Origin of the sequence: Microcoleus sp. A006_D1 (genome assembly GCF_036702805.1) — a bacterium.
GTDB lineage: Bacteria > Cyanobacteriota > Cyanobacteriia > Cyanobacteriales > Microcoleaceae > Microcoleus.
The window spans coordinates 111,025-127,478 of sequence record NZ_JAUBVZ010000006.1 but is presented as its reverse complement, the minus strand read 5'-3'; the positions used below and the strand labels follow the sequence as shown (position 1 = coordinate 127,478).

The following is a 16,454-nucleotide window of genomic DNA, read 5'->3' as shown; positions in this document are numbered from 1 at the left end:
CCAGCTCTGTTAAAATTGGTTCGATCGTTCTGATTTTAGTCATCCTAAAAATCTGAGGACTGAAGTTTGAACGATCGAACCTTATTTAGAGTTGCGGACTCGGGATGCTAAGAGCGAGCCGTACCATTTATCTATTGGTGTTTGCTTTCTCACCCGAAATCCTAGGTTTTCAACAACTTGTCGGGTTTGGGCGTGAGTGTTGCCAGACCACAAGTGATATTCTAAAGACAGGTTTTGCACGAGTTGCCAAGAATCTCGGTCTTCAAATAACAGCCATTCTGCACCTTCGCAGTCTACTTTGGCTAAATCAACGCTGCCGCCAATGCGATCGATCGCCCTACGCAATGATACCATCGGTACGTCGCCGCTTTCGCTGACAGTCGATCGCGTTTTTCCCGAGACTTCCCTAATGTCGAGGACTACTTTACCATCACGGTCTCCTAAAGCTTCCATAAAATACGTAAAATTTGCGATTTTGGATTGATGTTTGAGATAAGTTTCCAAGTTGGGATTAGCTTCGTAGGCGTGAATCACGGCTTGGGGAAACCTGTTTCTAGCAGCAATCGGAAATAAGCCGACATTGGCTCCAATATCAATAATTGTCATCAACGATTGGGATAATTGCTCGACTCCGTAGCAGTCGTCTAAAAGCACTTCTATAAATTCTCCGTCCATGCCTTTCTCAGAAGGTACGTTGACTTGATGGCGCTTTCCTTGCACAATTAATTCCTGGGGCAATTGAAAAGTCGCAACTCTGTTAAATTTTATTCCTAATTTTTGGGCTCTAATTTGGCGCTGCATCAGTTGCACTAATTTGTCGAAAAGCATGGCAGAAATTGATAATTTTTTCAAGTTTATAATAACAACATTAGCGAATAAATCTGCTTTAATATATAGCGGTTCTCAAGCGTGGTGAGGATAGCCTAATGCCCACGGAGGCCTATGCCCACGGAGGCCAATGCCCACGGAGGCCAATGCCCTATGCCCATTACCAGACATACCTCATCTTTCTGAGAAAGGCTATATGTCAAAATATACTTCCAAACACGAGAATGAAAAATGTTAGAGTTCGATCGCCTGTTCCAAACAATCGAAGAATTAGTCATGCTGCACTCCCCCAGCGGTGTGGAGTCGGAAATTAACCAGCGGTTGATGGAAAAGTTCGCCGCCCTGGGAGTGAATGCTTGGATCGATCGCGCGGACAATGCGATCGCCCTAATTAAGGGCCGCAATCCCGAAAGGTCGATCGCCATTACCGCCCACAAAGACGAAATTGGGGCTCTAGTTAAAACAATAGGCGAGATCGGGCGCGTCGAAGTCCGCAAATTGGGCGGCGCGTTTCCTTGGGTTTACGGCGAAGGCGTTGTCGATTTGTTGGGAGACAAACAAACAATTAGCGGCATTCTCAGCTTCGGGAGTCGCCACGTTTCTCATGAAAGTCCTCAAAAAGCTCAACAGGAAGATGTTTCTTTAAAGTGGGAAAATGCCTGGATCGAAACTAAATGTACCGCCGAGGAATTAGCCGAGGCCGGAATTCGCCCGGGCACGCGGATGGTGGTGGGAAAGCACCGCAAGCGCCCGCTGCGGCTGAAGGATTGGATCGCGAGCTACACCCTCGACAACAAGGCTTCTGTGGCGATTCTGCTGGCTCTGGCGGAATGTTTGACAGAGCCTGCGGTAAATGTTTATCTGGTGGCGTCGGCGAAGGAGGAGGTTGGGGCGATCGGAGCTTTGTATTTCACGCAGCGCCAGCCGTTGGATGCGCTGATTGCTTTGGAAATTTGCCCTCTGGCTCCGGAATACCCGATCGCAGACGGCGAAAACCCAGTTTTGCTGGTTCAGGACAGCTACGGAGTTTATGATGAAGGATTGAACGCCCAATTGCGCGCCGCAGCCACAGCAGCCGATGTAGAGGTGCAGTTGGCGGTAATTAGCGGTTTTGGGAGCGATGCTTCGATCGCCATGAAGTTCGGCCATGTAGCCCGCGCTGCTTGTTTGGCTTTCCCCACCCAGAACACCCACGGGTTTGAAATTGCTCATCTCGGGGCGATCGGCAACTGCGCCGCCATCCTGAAAGCCTACTGTGAGCAACTTTCGGACGAATAGCAAAAAAACTTTCGCAAAGTAGTTGACAGATTGGGAAAGATTAGTTAATGTAATAAAGGTGCGGAACACAAGCAAACGCAACGAAACGCGCCCCCATCGTCTAGAGGCCTAGGACACATCCCTTTCACGGATGCGACGGGGATTCGAATTCCCCTGGGGGTATTGAAAATTTAACTCAGATATCGAAATGATATCTAGCAACTGGTGAAGGCAACAAGCCCAACCCGCACGCTAGGTATCATTTTTGCATTTAGCTTCAACCTCCTCCCATGTTGGATAATTGTAGATGCAGACGCGGTTTCAACCGCCCGGTCTTCTTGCTGATTTCATGGGGTAAGCTAAATTTGTGAATAGACGAGATTTACAAAACATCGCACTCACTCGACTTAAAGAAGTAGAAGTGCTGCTCGAAAATCGTCAATACTCTGGTGCTTACTATCTGAGCGGTTATGTCATAGAATGTGCTTTAAAAGCTTGTATTGCCAAGCAAACACGGAAATTCGACTTTCCTGACAAAAAAACAGTTTTCGACAGTTACACCCACGATTTAGAAAAACTTGTTAAAGTTGCTAAACTTGATTCAGAATTAAAAACTCTGCTAAAAGATGTAGACTTTTTAACTGCATGGGTAGTTCTTAAAGACTGGTCAGAAGAAAGCCGTTACCAAAAACATGACCGACAAAAAGCCCTCGATATTTACTCAGCAATTACCGATCCCAATCACGGAATTTTACAATGGGTACAGCAACATTGGTAAGTCAAGAAATAGCAGAAGGTCAAAGACTAATAGACGCTCTTAATGCAGCGGGTGTATCAGTTGATTCTGCTCTCTGGTTCTACGCACCAGAACCGGAAAGCTGGCGATTGATGCTCACATCACCTTCATATGATAAGAAAGGCCCACTTAAAACTTACCACGAAATACTATCAGTCTTTCGCGAGGTAGAACCAGAATTGAAAATTGATTGGACAGCCCTTGTCGCAGTCAGCGTCAAAGATGAATTAATTCAGGGATTGCGTGAGTTACAACAACGTTTCAAATCAAGTTTCTCAGGGAGACGGATCACGAATCAAAGTGTCAATCATAAGTACATTGATGATGCTTACATTTATCAAATTAAGTGAGTTGAATTGCAATAAAGCTGATATCATGCTTGGGAATTAGAGAGAAGAATCTGCAAGCGTTCTCGAACAGAAGACCACATTTGATAAAAAGAACTCCACTCTACAAAATCAATATCATCTCCTAATTCTCCCGCCCTAAATTTTGAGTAAAATTGAGCGGATGACATTTGATACTGGGTTTCGTATTGCTTTAAATCAGTTTCTAGTTCTGCGGTTTGTTGTTGAGCAATCGTAATTTCGTGGGCGATAATTTTTTTGAGCGCTCGTTCTACAACTTCGCTCACTTCGCCTCGGTTATAGAGTTTTTCTAGAATTTTGAGCTGTTCCAGAATTTGATTTTGGGTTGCCATTGCCGAGTAGTGGATAATTTGGCTTGAATTGAGTTTAACTTAATTTTATTTGAATGTGGGAAGGGCGATCGCACTGCACTCGGAAAATTATTATTTCGAGTGCAGTGCGGAAACCATATTCCCAATTACCAATTACCCATTCCCAATTCCCAGCACATTTATTTCTCAGCCATTTTATCGAGTTTTTCCTTAACCAATAAATCGAAGAAAGCACGCAGCATAAATAAGCCGCCGCATCCCGCAATAGCAAAAGCTACGATCGCCCCCGTTTGATATCCGCCCACCAGCAGCACTGCACCCGACAGCACCCCAAAACCAGCCACACAGGCAAAAATCAGAGTCTTAAGGGCTAAATTGATGCGTTTCAGGGCGCGATCGCTCGAACTGTTGCGGACTCGAATTTGCAGATCCCCATCTTCAATCCGCCGCTCCAAACGCTTGAGGAAAACTTGCGATTTGCTGGGCTGTTGCAACTTGTAGGTGATAAAAGTTCGTGCTTGTTTTGCCAATTCTCCGATCGCACTTCCCCGCCCTTTACTCACTGCAATACTCTTGACAAAAGGCTGAGCCGATGCTAGGAAATTGTAGTGAGGATCGAGAGTTCTAGCAATGCCGTCGAGAGTCGTCACCGACTTGACAATAAACATCATTTGTGCTGGCAGGCGAAACGGTTGCTGCTCGAACATGATGTAAAGTTCGTTCTTAATTTCATTAAATGCTTGAAAGTCGATCGGCTTATCAATAAACTTATCCAACAGAAAACTAATCAGCCTCCGCACCGGCATCATATCCGGCATCGGCTCAACTAAGCCGATCGTAATTAAAGTATCCAGTAACTCATCAGTATCCTTTCTCATCACAGCAAAAAAAGTCTTGACCATTTGGTCTTTAGCCAAAGACTTTACCTCTGCCATCATCCCAAAATCGTAAAAAATTAAGCTACCATCTTCTGTCACCGCCAAATTGCCCGGATGCGGGTCAGCTTGAAAAAAGCCGTCTAGCAACAATTGCTTTAAATAACAACAAATTCCGAGTTGATTGAGCTTGGCAATATCTACTCCAATCGCCTCTAAACTAATCCTATCATCTACCTTAATGCCGGGAACATATTCTAAAGTCAGCACTTTTTTAGTCGTGTATTGCCAGTAGACTTTCGGGACAATAATCTGAGGAAATTCTTGAAAATTATGGCTAAAGCGATCGGAATTTTTACCTTCTTGCACGTAGTCGATTTCTTGATATAAAATCTTAAAAAACTCGTGATAAATAGATTCTAGGTCATACTTGCGCGTCCCAGGCAAATGCCGATCGCAAAAACGCATCACTTGCCGCACCGCCTTCACATCCAAATCGAATAAACTTTCCAAACCCGGACGCTGCACCTTGACAATCACATCTTCCCCAGTGTGCAGCCTCGCTTTGTGCACCTGTCCCAGACTCGCTGCTGCGATGGGAAACGGGTCAAAATCGCGGTACAAAGCATAAATATCCTTGCCTAACTCTGATTCTACAAGAGCGATCGCCTCTTCGGAACTAAACTCAGGAACCCGATCCTGCAACTGTTCCAACTCCTTGACATACTCCAGCGGCAACAAATCCGCGCGAGTCGAGAGAGACTGCCCGATTTTAATAAAAGTCGGGCCTAAATCCAGCAAAGTATTGACCAACCAATGAGCGCGAATTCTTCTAGTATGAGCAGAATTATTTTGCAGCAGTCCATCCCACCACAAAAAGAACATAAACTTTCCTGCCGCCGCAAAAACGTCTATTTGTCGTGCCAGCGGCGAATATTTAGAACGTTGCCAACGCAGAGTTTTAGGTGCAGCTTTTGTTAGCATAATATTCACTCTGAGAGTTCCATGCAGCGCGACAATTTTTATGGGAGATTCCTGGGTTCAAAAACCAGCTTCGATGTACAATAAGACGCGTTGCAGGCATTTGAAAGAGTTAAAAAAATAGGTTTATTTGGTCAAGACTGTGAAATCAACTAATTAAGTTATACAACCATAGTTAAGTTCCTAGTAAGGACTTTATTCCTTATTAATTGAGCGAGAGAGGACTTTAGTCCTCACTACAAACATCAGCAATTTAGACGGGCAACCAGACAAACAATTCAAACAGGAGAATTTGGTAGCTTTTGCCACATTTCCCCATCTCCCTATCAAGGCAAGTCTTCCCCTGTTCCCTGCCAATTAAGGGCTGTTTCTCAACCGAACTACTCTTCTAAATTAGAAAGTTCCGCTGGAAATTGCGGCAGAGTCAGAGTAAAAGATGTGCGCCACAACTCGTCAGCTTCAAAACTTTCTGCCGGACAGCTAGACACATCAATAGTACCATTCAAGTGATCTACTAAACACTTTACCAGCGCCAGACCCAAACCCGTACCGGGAATAGCTTGGTCAGTAATGCCAGTACCGCGGCGGAACTTGTCAAAGATGTGGGGTAAATCAGCAGCAGAAATGCCGCGCCCGAAATTAGATACGCTCAAGACAATGCAGCCGCCTGCTTCAGACATATCCAAAACCACCGCAGTTCCCGAAGCCGAGTATTTTCCAGCATTCGTCAGCAGTTCCAGCAGCACCCGCTTAAAACTGTCCGGTTCGGTTTCCCAGGAAGGTGCAAACTGCGGCAAATCCACCTTCAGAGTCAATCCCTTATCCGCCCACTTTTTCTCAAAATCCCCAGCTAAATCTTGAATTAAACGCTTGAGATCGATTTGGACGATCGAAATAGGGACTTGCTGAGGCTCAAACTGCTTGAGGGCTAGCAAATCGTTAACCAGAGCGGTTTCCTTAGAACACTGCTGATCTAGAATGTCGAGATACTTAACCCGACTCGCTGACGGCTGTTCAGCTTGTTTGAGCATCAGAATCGCCAGCTTCATAATTGTTAAAGGGGTGCGCAACTCGTGACTCAGAGTGGTGATAAACTCGTCTTTAATCAGCTTCAAGTTGCGCATTTGCTCTAGTTGATTGGCAGATTGTTCGTACAGTTTCCCCTGTACGTCGAGACTTTGCTGCAATTGAGCAGTTCTGTCTTGGACTAGAGTTTGCACTTCCTTGAGCGTCTGAGTTGCGATAATCGCCCTGCTCGCTTGAGCGCAGACTAATTCTAGAACTTCCAATTCTTCAGGACTCCAAGTGCGCGGCTCGGAGTGCTGCAAAACCAAGAACCCCAAGACTGTTTCCTGTCCGTTGGCGCCCGTGAGGGGAACCAGCATCAGCCCGCGAATGCCTTGGAGTTTCAATATTTCTGTGGCGCCCTCTTGTTCCTTGCTGATTAATTCGCCTGCGTCATCGAGGGCGAGGGGTTTGGGTGTGCTGTGGAATGCTTTCTCGAACAAACTAGATTCCGACAGCCAAAAAACGGGAGAGTTATCAACTTTTGAGTTGGGGATTTTGGATTTTGACTTAGCAGTTTTTTCCTTGTTTTTTGTTTTGCCTGTCGTGTTTTTTTTCCCCGCATCGCTGTGTTCTATTGTCTGTTTGTTTGCATCTTTTTTCAGAGCGTATTCGCTAACTAATTCGAGTTTTGCTTTGGGCGTTTGATGGGGAGAGGGAGTTTTAAATAGAGGGTCTGTATATTTCAACAGCAGGATTTGACCTCTATCTACTTCCAGAGTATCGACGGTATTTTCAATAACTTGCTGCAAAATTTGATCGACTTCTGAACTCGTGTCGATCGCGGCCGCCACTGAGCCGAGGAGATTTTTGTATTTAGCTTGTCGCTGTAACTGTTCGTTTAAAGTGGCAATTGCTTGAGTTTTTTCAAGGTGAGAAATCGCGATGCCGATCGCGTCCGATGCTGTTTCTAGGCGCTGCCGATCGGCAGCCGACCACTGGTGAGGTTGCGACTTACCCACAATCATTATCCCATTTACAGCCCCTCCAAACCGCGTAGACCCTGCCAAAATTGCCCGACCAGGCAGCGGTGGCACAGCGGAATTTGGCGGTGAAGCTGCCTGACTATCAAGATAGTCGGATACCGCCACGATCTCGCCGTCTGCTAGCACCTTTGCCAAGACGGGATGTTCGAGTGATATGCTAGGCGATTGTAATCCTGTGGTTTGCCAGTTTTCCAGTGTTGGGGTTGAATCTGTAGCATTGGCAGCATTTGGGCGATCGCTCTTATTTTGCCAGCAAGCATTGGGATTTACTACTTTCTGCTCCGCTACAGCAGCAATCAAACAGAAATCTGCCTGACAGGCCACCCCCAAAGTATTTGCTATTTGCAGCAGCAGGCTTTCTCGATCGAAGTTGGTCGCGAGAATTTGGCAAATTTGCTGCCCCAGAAGGGCAGGATCGACCTGGTACTGCATAAGACGATCCAGAAATTTTTGGACTGATACTGGTTCTGCAATTTGTGGTAGATGCAAAGTGCAAGACTCTGACGCCGATCGCTCGATCGGAGTAAAGTCTTGATTTCCCTGGCGATCGATCATGGCAACCAAGCCTTTATTTTAAGATGTTTGAGCCGGAGCGCGCTGCAAATATAGAACCTACCCATAACTGTCTGCTTGACTGTTATGAGCCTGCTTTCTGTATTTGCCCAGCCCGTCGGCGGGTCACTAGAGCGGTGAAAAATCTACCCGATTTGACCAAGGTCTATTTTCCGGTTTTTTTCCCTTCGATCTTTACCAGATGAACTTTACCATCCTTTACCGGATGAGGATAAATCCCCTTCTCACTAATTTTGACACTTACTTAGTATGAAGCCGATCTAGAGATCGCTTGGTGACACCCCTCTCCTGGCTCTGTGATGTTTCCTATTTAAGTTTGTGATTCTCGCAAATTTTTATTGTGATATAGATCTGCCGATCGAGTGACGCCGATCGCAAAAATTAAAATTTCCCCATCCTCACTCATCACAGAGTTCAGAGGTTGCGAGTTTTTGCTCAAAAACTTGTTGAACACAGCTCAAACAGACGCTGTGCCATCTCTGTTGTTAAGTTTAGCAGCCTGAGATGCTTACTTATTTTGTGCTTCCACTTGGGCTCGATCGCTATTTTCCCGGTAAAGTGCCGTCCGGTTGACAGCCGTTGTGTAGCGGGGATGATTTGGAGGCACGGCAGCCATCAAATCCGAAGCTTGCTGCCACTTAGTAGCTACTACTAACCAATCCTCGCGAGATTGAGCGGTTTTGCCGTCGGTGGCTGCTTGCTGGGCCACTCGCACTGCTTGTGCAAAAGAGTCAACAGCAGAATTCGCACTCTCCTTAGAAAATTTCACAGCAGGCGTTGCCGGACTGGGAGTGGCAGTGGCAACTGCTTGAGTGCTGGCTTGCGTGCTGTTTGGCACTTGGGAATTGAGTGTTTTGTAGATGGCGGCCGCCGCCGCCAGCAACAGCACTGTCAAGCTGACGCCGCCGACGATACCCCGCTGAAAGTGCCGCGGTTTCTGCATCGATCGAGGTGCAGCGATTCTCGGTAAAGCCCGCTTGCCTCCTTGAGCTTGGCGTTCGTGATGGGCTGCCGCCAAACGCTTGAACAAATTCTGCTTTCTGAGTTTAATTTCTTGAGACCACAGCAGTTGATTCTCAGGATCGCGGCTAATTTCTTCGAGCCACAGCAGTTGATGTTCTCGCACCAGTCGGCTGTTGATGTTGACTCGGCGAATATTGCGGGGTTCGATGCCCTCCAAAATTTCTCGGACTCGATCGACCAAGCTAGACTGTTCGAGCAGTTGCGATGTTGCAGCTTCGCACAGCAGTTGCAGCACCCCTTCTGCAAACACGGCTCTGGCCCTGACACCTACCTGTGCTAGTTCGTCGTTAAGGATTTGAATAATCGATGCCACCGAGCCCTCGCGAGCTTGTCGGGCAATGTCATCTACTAGATTCGCCATAAAAGTATCTTGATGCTGAGCAATCTGTATAACTGTTAATCTCAATGCTTGGAGCTGATTTTTGCCTATACAGATTATCGCCGACATTCCCAGGTTAAAATGGGCAAATGCAAATCTTGCATTACAAATCCGACATAAAAATATCACTGCAGCATCTGAGAAGCCAAGAGGAAATAAACTATGGGTAAAGTAATTAGCGGTCAAATTTTTGTTCTAGACGACAACATCGATACAGATCAAATTATCCCTGCCGAATACCTGACCCTGGTTCCCTCGAAGCCGGACGAGTACGAGAAACTAGGCAGTTATGCGATGATTGGCTTACCCGATCGCTACGGCAAGTTTATCGAGTCCGGCGAACAGAAAACCCGGTATCCGATTATCATTGCCGGCGAAAATTTTGGCTGCGGTTCTTCGCGGGAACACGCTCCGATCGCTCTGGGGGCCGCGGGTGTCAAAGCGGTGGTGGCTTTGTCCTACGCGCGCATCTTCTTTCGCAATTGCTCGGCTACTGGCGAATTGTACCCGATCGAATCGGTCGATCGCCTTTGCGACTTATTTGTTACAGGCCAAGAAGTCACCATCGACTTTGCGAGCGATCGAATTATCAACCACACTCAAAACCTCACTTACTCCCTCAAGCCTTTAGGAGATGTCGGGCCAGTGATTGATGCCGGAGGGCTGTTTGCCTACGCACGACAAACGGGAATGATTGCCGCTCGCTCTTAACTGCTAAAACCTGAAATGTAGGGTGTTCTTCGGCACACCTTACAAATATCATCTATCATCAGCTTAAATGCGTCTGAGAGCCTTAACTCAAGCGTATTGTACAATAACTAACTTCTTATTTACGCTGACGGAAAATTAGTTATCGGTCAATTAATTTTATTTGATTGAATTTAAAAAAATCGCCTTTTTTTTAGGGTCGAACGCTTGACTTTGCTAGTTTTTAGAAGTATAATAAAATAATGGGAATATTGGCGAAATTAAATTTAATGTCACCACTCCCATTATCTAAAATATAACCCAAAAGTCCAGAGAAAGCAATAGGTAATAGTTCCTATTTTAAAGCCGATTTTTGAACAAGATTGGCAGAAACCCAGTTCCTTCAACAATAACTTAATCAGAGCATCTGTGCGCCAGCTTTTCCCTGAGTCCGGCCCGGAGATGTAGAGTCTCAAATCGAGTCAATAAAATTTAATAAAATCCGCTGGTGAGCCATGCCGAAAGGTCGCACATCTCCTGACTTCTCAGAATAGCATTTGCCAGCCCGAATATCCTCCGCTGTCAACAACTGCATATCCCAACCTTCCTGCAAAATTAAATCTTTGACATCCGCACTAAGTTGTGAGTGAAAGACATGGCGAACCACATCTCCTTCAATATCGCAACAGAAAAAAGCAACACTTGTCGGAGCCCAGCTAATTTCCTCTGATAATTCCCGCAACACCGCCGCTTCGGCAGTTTCTCCCGGTTCCAAGTGTCCGCCAAACAAAGCCCAATGTCCAGGATACCTAATATTCGGAACATCGTCTCGCAACTGGCAGAGAAACTTGCCGTCTTGGTATAAAATTGCGATCGCAACGTGAATTTGAGTCATAAGAAAGAAGTTCGGCAACGGATTGTGTAACGGATGTAACGGATTTCAGCATAAATAAACATACCCACAGCGCTCAAGTACAATTACAAACTTTTGATTTTCATGAAATCGACGTACTTAATGATTGAAAAACAAGAGCGTGTACCTATTTTCCTTTATTTGCCGCTGGAGTGCGATTTAATTGTTCCATTTCCTCAACATAAACTTCACCTAAATCCGTGCCTGCTAATTCCTTCACAGTAATACTTTTGTAGCGAACTTCTCCCTTGAGCAAAACTTCATCGCCAAGCTGGGGCAAAGCTTGCTTAGTTAAAATCCACATTTTACCAGTACCGTCTTGAAGTTGATAAGCCGCATTCCCCACAAACGGAGCGCGATTTTCCACCTTTCCCCGGAGATAAACTTCACCATCGACTTGCCGCTTTTGTTGAATGTCGCCAATGCTAGCAACATTAAAACCAAGATTGAGTTGAGACATGGGTAAATTGCCACAACTGAGCAAACCGCTGGTAAGTATTAGCAATAAACAGCCTATGGAAAATCTTTGAACCCAAACTTGCTTATTTGCAGTAGTCATTGGTCAACTGATTTGAGATTGGAGATACGACTTACTTTAACAGAATCCCCAGAATCGATCGCAAGAGCCGAAATTTCTCTAGTGTAGGCCTTGACGGCGGTTAAGTTAAAATCTAAGATCGTCAGCCCCTAACCCAGAGTCTACAATGGATGTCAAAACTGCTCAAATACTAGATGGTAAAGCTTTAGCGATCAAAATTCAAAGCGAGTTGAGCGATCGAGTCCGCGCCCTCCAAAGCCTGATTGGGCGTCCTCCGGGACTTGCGGTGCTGATGGTGGGCGACAACCCAGCCAGCGCGGCTTACGTGCGCAACAAAGAGCGAGCCTGCGCTAAAGTTGGCATAGCTTCCTTTGGCCAGCATTACCCAGCAAACGCCACTCAAGCCGAACTCGAACTTGCAATTGAGGCGCTCAACGAGGACGATCGAGTAGACGGCATTTTAGTGCAATTACCGCTACCAGAACACTTAGATGCAATTTCGCTGCTGTATCAAATCGCCCCCGACAAAGACGCTGACGGACTTCACCCTCTAAATTTAGGCCGCTTGGTGCGCTCAGAGGAAGGTTTACGCAGTTGTACTCCCGCCGGAGTCATGCGCTTATTGCAGGAATACCAGATCGATCTCAAAGGAAAAAATGCCGTAGTTTTGGGACGCAGTATTTTGGTGGGTAAACCGATGGCGTTGATGCTGTTAGAAGCCGACTGCACTGTTACTGTAGCTCATTCGCGATCGCAAAACCTAGAATCAATTACCAGCCAAGCCGATATTTTAATCGCCGCCGTCGGCCGCACAGAAATTATTGCAGCTAATATGGTCAAACCGGGAGCAGTAGTAATCGATGTCGGTATTAACCGCGTCGTCAATCCAGACGGTACCAGCCGTTTGGCCGGAGATGTAGATTTTGATGCTGTGAAAACAGTAGCCGGATTTATCACGCCGGTACCGGGAGGAATCGGGCCGATGACTGTCGCGATGCTGTTGGCAAATACGGTTTCGAGTTATTGCAAGAAGCCAGAGGGTTGAAGACAACAAGCCGCGGACAGGATTTAAAGAATTTAACAGGTAGAAGCCTGAAAGACTCGGGGTAAAAATCAACAAATCAGAGATGTTTTCCCCGAGTTTAATTTGATGTTTTACTTCTTACCTGGATTTAGAGAGATTCAAAGGAAGCGGTGAAGCCATCTAAAGTCAGGCATTCTTCCATAAAATCTTCTACCTCATTGACATCTTCAAGTTGATATTCCATGATGCGTTCACCGTCGCCTTTCATCTTTTTGGAAGAAAGAGGCGTAGCGGGATATTTGTCAGCGATCGCTTTGAAAGCTTTGGAATGGATATCCCAGCTTGCGGCAGAACATTTAATCATTAAAACCCACACGATCGAATTCCTCCTACGGTTTGATTGACTAATAGTCCAGTATGAAGCTTAGCTCGACAGTGCCGATAAATCCAGGGATTCAGTTGTTTGGAAAAAAGCTAAAAGCCGAGCCACTATGCCAGCGACACCACCCTTAACATTCGACTCCACATTCAAAGCCATCACGGGATCGTGCAGAGACAAGCGTAACAGAAACCAGCCGGATTCGCTAGCTGAGGTGCAGGAAATTCGCACGCCTTCGTAGTTATTGGGAACGATTTCCCAGTCGGCTGCGGTTGAGACAAATTTTTGCAGTTGCTCAATCACGCGATCGCCCTGAGCTTTGAAATCATCCACATTAATTTTAATCCGAAATTCCGCACTTTCTTCAGGTTCAGGTAAATTCGCAATTAAATCGGGCAAAGATTGATTGGCTAGCTTTGATTTAGCCAACTCAATCAATAATTTACTGACCAAGTAAGCGCCATCATCCAGAAAGTAATTTTCTTTCAAAGCTCCATGTCCAGAGGTTTCAATTGCCAGCCACGATTCCTGTCCGGCTTGATTGAGGCGAATTGACTCATCAATCACATTTTTGTAGCCGCGTTTAAAGCGATGGTGAATCCCTTTCAAATCCTGTTCGATGAATTGCGTTAAGCCGTCCGAGGTGATAGAATCGGTGACGATGGTAGAGCCTGGGTGTTCTTGTAGGACGATCGCCGAAATCAAGGCAATTAAGCGATTGCGATTGAGTTCCTTGCCAAATCCATCGACGGCCGCACTGCGATCGACATCCGTATCAAAAATAATCCCAAAATCAGCTTGATGTGCAATTACCGCTTGACAAATTGACTGCATTGCCTGTTTATCTTCGGGATTTGGCACATGATTGGGGAATGTGCCATCGGGTTCTAAAAACTGACTGCCGGTGGTGTCTGCACCTAAAGGTTTTAAGACTTTATCAACATAAAAACCGCCCGCACCATTCCCCGCATCCACAACAATTTTTAACCCAGTTAGCGGCTGCTCAAAATTATCGGGATGATTGACTGATTCCCGGATTTTTTCGACAAATTGGTTGGCATAAACGGAGATAAAATCATGCTTTGTAATCTTACCGGGCGCTGCGGCTAGCTGAAAGTTATTGCTTTGGGCTAGAGTTAAGATATCGGTAATATCTTTTTTTTGTAATCCACCGTTGGCGGTGAAAAACTTTAAGCCGTTGCGATTAAATGGCAAATGGCTAGCAGTGAGCATAATCGCGCCGTCGCACTCAAAACCGGGGGTAATGGTACTCATAAACATGGCGGGAGTTGAGGCCATTTCAAAGTCGTACACTGTGGCGCCAACTGAGGCGATTCCGTAGGTGACTGCTGGCATTAAGGTGGGCCCTGATAGGCGACTGTCTCGCCCGATCGCAATTGTTAATTTTTCTGCGGGTTTGTTGACTTTTTGCGCCAGCCAACTGACAAAGGATTGACCTAAAATTGTGGCAACTTTGGGGGTGAGGTTGACTTTTTCATTGGGAACCCCTTCGAGGGCGATACCGCGAATGTCTGAGCCATTTTGCAGTTTTGTCCAGTTGAAGTTTTGCATGATTCCTTAGTCGCGTTCAACGCTGTAAATTGCCTGCAAGCGGAACTCACCATGAGCGGGGACTTCCACAATATCTGTGGCCGCATTGGTCGTTTCTACGCAGATTAAGCGCTGATAATCTGTATCTTCGAGGTCTGCCATGTTTGTAGAGATTGTCACCCAGGGATTCCACACTACGACGGATTTACTGCCAGAGGATTTAATGCGAATCCGACGGTTGAGGGCGGCATCTTCTATAACTAATTCGTTGGTAATATCGACATAAATGCGATCGACTTCACCTGCAACCGCCACTGCACCCACTTGAGTTTTTTCGACACCACCATCAACTTTATCAAGATACTGGCTGTTTTCTAAGCCCAAAACCTGCACGCGGTTGATATCGCCGACTAGAAAATAGGTGTGGAAAGCTTGGGTGAGGGGAAATGCTTTGTCACCTAGATTGCGGGTAATTAATTCTACAGTGAGGCTGGTACCGACAGTAATCACGATCGCCAGTTCAAAAGCTTGAGGCCAAATTGCTCTAGTTTCCTCAGTATCCTGGAGCCCTAGAGTGACTTGCGTGGCGCCCTCTGGCGTAGTGGCGGTGCTGACAACATTCCAGAGGCGATTGCGCACAAACCCGTGAGCGGGACGCCCCAGCCCTTCGGGATCTGGGCCAAACCACGGCCAACAAATGGGTACACCGCCCTTGATGGCTTTTCCTTCAGCGTAATAGGCTTTGTCGCTGACAAACATCAAGTCAGCGGTTTCGGTGGCTGGTTGGAAGGAGAGCACTTGACCCGAATACACAGAAATCAAGGCTTTAGCTTGACCGTTGTCGATGTGAACCATCGGGAAACCACCGTTTCCGGTGGCGAAGGTGAGCTGGCCGGGAATGCCGTAGCCTGCGTTTAATTGGTCAATACTCATGCTGTAGGCCTGGTTATTTGCTACCCAATTATCCGATATTATGGTGGCTAGATTTTTTGTATTGTTGAGTTCGACCGGGGATAGTGCCCACATTGCGTTAAACTACTTATGCCGTTCAAATCAGCAACGGCGATTTTTTGACAGCAACAACGCGGAGGCGGCGATAATCAGCAGTCCAACCAGCATCCCGGTAAAGCGTCGGTCGCAAACGCTCTGCAACTGCAACAACTGCGCGCGATTCCCTACGGGATAGCTTCGCCGCGCGTACTTCCGGCGACAAACCCGACAAAAAGTCGCCTGCAAACATCTCAATCCAATTTACCATGCCAGCGCTGCCGCCCTCTAGAAGAGTCGGGCGATCGAACAAAACCGCATAACTCACCTCAAAACCGTGATTTTCCAGCAGCAGAGCATACTCGCCAATACTCGGGAAATACCAAGGATTAAGCGATTCAGGCTCCGATAAACCAATTTCTGACAAAACGCTCAAAAGCGCCCGGACGATCGCCCCCACATTCCCCTTACCGCCAAACTCAGCGACAAAACGCCCTCCCGGCCTCAGCGCTTTTTCCACGCAATCGATCGCAGCATCCGGCTGTTTAACCCAGTGCAAAACAGCATTAGAAAACACAGCATCTAACGGCTCTTCCACTAGAAAATCCCTCGCATCTGCAACCGCAAAACTAATGTGAGGATAATTTGCTTTAGCAGTGGAAACCATAGACAAAGACGAATCAATACCTTGCACAAAAGCACCACTTTGAGCAATCTTTTCAGTTAACTGTCCCGTACCGCAGCCCAAATCTAGAATCCGTTCTCCAGCCTTCGGAGCGAGTAACTCCAAAAGTGATTCGCCGTACTGCCAAACAAAAGCATGATTTTTCTCGTAAAGAGCAGAATTCCAAGAATCTTGTGACATTTTAACTCCCTCAAATTGTAAATCAGCAGGACTAAAACCCAGAAATCTAGTTCTTCCGTACTACTTCT

At 46.4% G+C, this 16,454-nt stretch carries 16 protein-coding genes and 1 tRNA gene; 6 read left to right on the top strand and 11 right to left on the bottom strand.

Annotated features, from left to right (window positions below):
- Positions 1–81: 81 nt before the first annotated feature.
- Positions 82–828 carry an FkbM family methyltransferase gene (locus QUB68_RS12980; protein ID WP_332992884.1) on the bottom strand — a complete coding sequence of 249 codons (747 nt, stop codon included), beginning with the start codon at positions 826–828 and terminating at the stop codon, positions 82–84.
- A 231-nt stretch (positions 829–1,059) separates the two neighbouring features.
- On the opposite strand from QUB68_RS12980, the gene QUB68_RS12975 reads away from it, so the two are divergent.
- From QUB68_RS12975 to QUB68_RS12960, 4 genes are all read left to right on the top strand, one after another.
- Positions 1,060–2,106 (top strand): M42 family metallopeptidase, encoded by a 1,047-nt coding sequence (locus tag QUB68_RS12975; protein WP_332992882.1) that lies wholly within the window; start codon positions 1,060–1,062, stop codon positions 2,104–2,106.
- An 89-nt stretch (positions 2,107–2,195) separates the two neighbouring features.
- Positions 2,196–2,268, top strand: a tRNA-Glu gene (locus QUB68_RS12970).
- Positions 2,269–2,452: 184 nt separating this feature from the next.
- Entirely contained in the window at positions 2,453–2,863 is a 411-nt protein-coding gene (locus QUB68_RS12965) for a HEPN domain-containing protein (protein ID WP_332992880.1), read from the top strand.
- Positions 2,842–3,231 carry a hypothetical protein gene (locus QUB68_RS12960; protein WP_332992878.1) on the top strand — a complete coding sequence of 130 codons (390 nt, stop codon included), beginning with the start codon at positions 2,842–2,844 and terminating at the stop codon, positions 3,229–3,231. The genes QUB68_RS12965 and QUB68_RS12960 overlap by 22 nt, the downstream gene beginning before the upstream one ends.
- A 23-nt stretch (positions 3,232–3,254) precedes the next feature.
- On the opposite strand, the gene QUB68_RS12955 is transcribed toward QUB68_RS12960, so the two are convergent.
- The 4 genes from QUB68_RS12955 to QUB68_RS12940 form a co-directional block, all read right to left on the bottom strand.
- A complete protein-coding gene (locus QUB68_RS12955) occupies positions 3,255–3,581 on the bottom strand; it encodes a hypothetical protein (RefSeq protein WP_332992877.1) in 327 nt (108 codons plus the stop codon).
- Positions 3,582–3,739: 158 nt separating this feature from the next.
- Complete coding sequence (locus tag QUB68_RS12950) at positions 3,740–5,419, bottom strand: ABC1 kinase family protein (RefSeq protein ID WP_332992876.1); 1,680 nt, start codon at positions 5,417–5,419, stop codon at positions 3,740–3,742.
- A 377-nt stretch (positions 5,420–5,796) separates the two neighbouring features.
- Positions 5,797–8,022 carry a sensor histidine kinase gene (locus QUB68_RS12945; RefSeq protein ID WP_332992875.1) on the bottom strand — a complete coding sequence of 742 codons (2,226 nt, stop codon included), beginning with the start codon at positions 8,020–8,022 and terminating at the stop codon, positions 5,797–5,799.
- A 526-nt stretch (positions 8,023–8,548) separates the two neighbouring features.
- Positions 8,549–9,424 carry a hypothetical protein gene (locus tag QUB68_RS12940; RefSeq protein WP_332992873.1) on the bottom strand — a complete coding sequence of 292 codons (876 nt, stop codon included), beginning with the start codon at positions 9,422–9,424 and terminating at the stop codon, positions 8,549–8,551.
- Between the two features lie 180 nt (positions 9,425–9,604).
- Between QUB68_RS12940 and QUB68_RS12935 the strand changes: the two genes are divergently transcribed.
- Positions 9,605–10,153 (top strand): LeuD/DmdB family oxidoreductase small subunit, encoded by a 549-nt coding sequence (locus QUB68_RS12935; protein ID WP_332992871.1) that lies wholly within the window; start codon positions 9,605–9,607, stop codon positions 10,151–10,153.
- Between the two features lie 448 nt (positions 10,154–10,601).
- On the opposite strand, the gene QUB68_RS12930 is transcribed toward QUB68_RS12935, so the two are convergent.
- Together QUB68_RS12930 and QUB68_RS12925 are read right to left on the bottom strand one after the other, a co-directional pair.
- On the bottom strand, positions 10,602–11,024 hold the full coding sequence (locus QUB68_RS12930; protein WP_332992869.1) for an NUDIX hydrolase: 423 nt from the start codon (positions 11,022–11,024) through the stop codon (positions 10,602–10,604).
- A 145-nt stretch (positions 11,025–11,169) separates the two neighbouring features.
- Positions 11,170–11,601, bottom strand: a complete 432-nt coding sequence (locus QUB68_RS12925) for a DNA-binding protein (RefSeq protein WP_332992867.1) — start codon at positions 11,599–11,601, stop codon at positions 11,170–11,172.
- Positions 11,602–11,746: 145 nt separating this feature from the next.
- Here QUB68_RS12925 and folD point away from each other — a divergent pair, with 145 nt between their 5' ends.
- Complete coding sequence (gene folD, locus QUB68_RS12920; protein ID WP_332992865.1) at positions 11,747–12,625, top strand: bifunctional methylenetetrahydrofolate dehydrogenase/methenyltetrahydrofolate cyclohydrolase FolD; 879 nt, start codon at positions 11,747–11,749, stop codon at positions 12,623–12,625.
- A gap of 127 nt (positions 12,626–12,752) precedes the next feature.
- Here folD and QUB68_RS12915 read toward each other — a convergent pair whose 3' ends face one another.
- The 4 genes from QUB68_RS12915 to QUB68_RS12900 form a co-directional block, all read right to left on the bottom strand.
- Positions 12,753–12,980 (bottom strand): hypothetical protein, encoded by a 228-nt coding sequence (locus tag QUB68_RS12915; RefSeq protein ID WP_332992864.1) that lies wholly within the window; start codon positions 12,978–12,980, stop codon positions 12,753–12,755.
- A 48-nt stretch (positions 12,981–13,028) separates the two neighbouring features.
- Positions 13,029–14,555 (bottom strand): phosphomannomutase/phosphoglucomutase, encoded by a 1,527-nt coding sequence (locus QUB68_RS12910; protein ID WP_332992863.1) that lies wholly within the window; start codon positions 14,553–14,555, stop codon positions 13,029–13,031.
- A 6-nt stretch (positions 14,556–14,561) separates the two neighbouring features.
- On the bottom strand, positions 14,562–15,467 hold the full coding sequence (locus tag QUB68_RS12905) for a D-hexose-6-phosphate mutarotase (RefSeq protein ID WP_332992861.1): 906 nt from the start codon (positions 15,465–15,467) through the stop codon (positions 14,562–14,564).
- A 115-nt stretch (positions 15,468–15,582) separates the two neighbouring features.
- Positions 15,583–16,428 carry a class I SAM-dependent methyltransferase gene (locus QUB68_RS12900; protein ID WP_332993387.1) on the bottom strand — a complete coding sequence of 282 codons (846 nt, stop codon included), beginning with the start codon at positions 16,426–16,428 and terminating at the stop codon, positions 15,583–15,585.
- Positions 16,429–16,454 lie beyond the last annotated feature (26 nt).